Here is an 863-nt window from a genome sequence, read left to right as displayed (position 1 = left end):
ATTGGTTCGGGTCCTGCTGGGTATACCGCGGCGTTGTATGCGGCGCGGGCGCAGTTGGCGCCGGTGGTGTTTGAGGGGACGTCGTTTGGTGGGGCGTTGATGACGACCACCGAGGTGGAGAATTTCCCGGGTTTTCGGGACGGGATCACGGGCCCGGAGTTGATGGATCAGATGCGTGAGCAGGCGCTGCGCTTTGGGGCCGATCTGCGGATGGAAGACGTCGACTCGGTCTCGTTGCAGGGTCGAATCAAGTCGGTGACCACGGCCGAGGGTGAGACGGTGCGCGCGCGGGCGGTGATCTTGGCCATGGGGGCGGCGGCCCGGTATTTGGGGGTGGCTGGTGAGCAGGAGTTGTTGGGTCGCGGGGTGTCCTCGTGTGCGACGTGTGATGGGTTCTTTTTCAAGGACCAGGACATCGCGGTGATCGGGGGTGGGGATTCGGCGATGGAGGAGGCCACCTTTTTGACCCGCTTTGCCCGCAGTGTGACGTTGGTGCATCGGCGTGCGGAGTTTCGGGCGTCGCGGATCATGCTTGAGCGGGCCAAGGCCAACGACAAGATCACCATCCTGACGAACAAGGCGGTCGAGGCGGTTGAGGGTGAGTCCACGGTGACGGGTTTGCGGGTGCGCGACACGCTCAGCGGTGAGGTGTCAAGGTTGCCGGTGACCGGGGTGTTCGTGGCCATCGGGCACGACCCGCGTTCGGAGTTGGTGCGTGAGGTGGTCCAGACCGACCCCGACGGGTATGTGCTGGTCCAAGGCCGCACCACGAGTACCTCGATTGAGGGGGTGTTCGCCGCCGGGGACCTGGTGGATCGCACCTACCGCCAAGCCATCACCGCCGCGGGCAGCGGCTGCTCGGC

General features: G+C 65.4%; 1 protein-coding gene. It reads left to right on the top strand.

The annotated features are described in order from the left end of the window. Positions 1-863: thioredoxin-disulfide reductase (gene trxB / locus A5622_RS04285; protein ID WP_156752834.1), on the top strand; the 863-nt coding region annotated here is incomplete at both ends.

Origin of the sequence: Mycobacterium sp. 1245801.1, from assembly GCF_001673055.1 — a bacterium.
Taxonomy (GTDB): domain Bacteria; phylum Actinomycetota; class Actinomycetes; order Mycobacteriales; family Mycobacteriaceae; genus Mycobacterium; species Mycobacterium europaeum_A.
The sequence above is the reverse complement of the archived record's forward strand: the minus strand, read 5'-3'. Positions and strand labels throughout refer to the sequence as shown.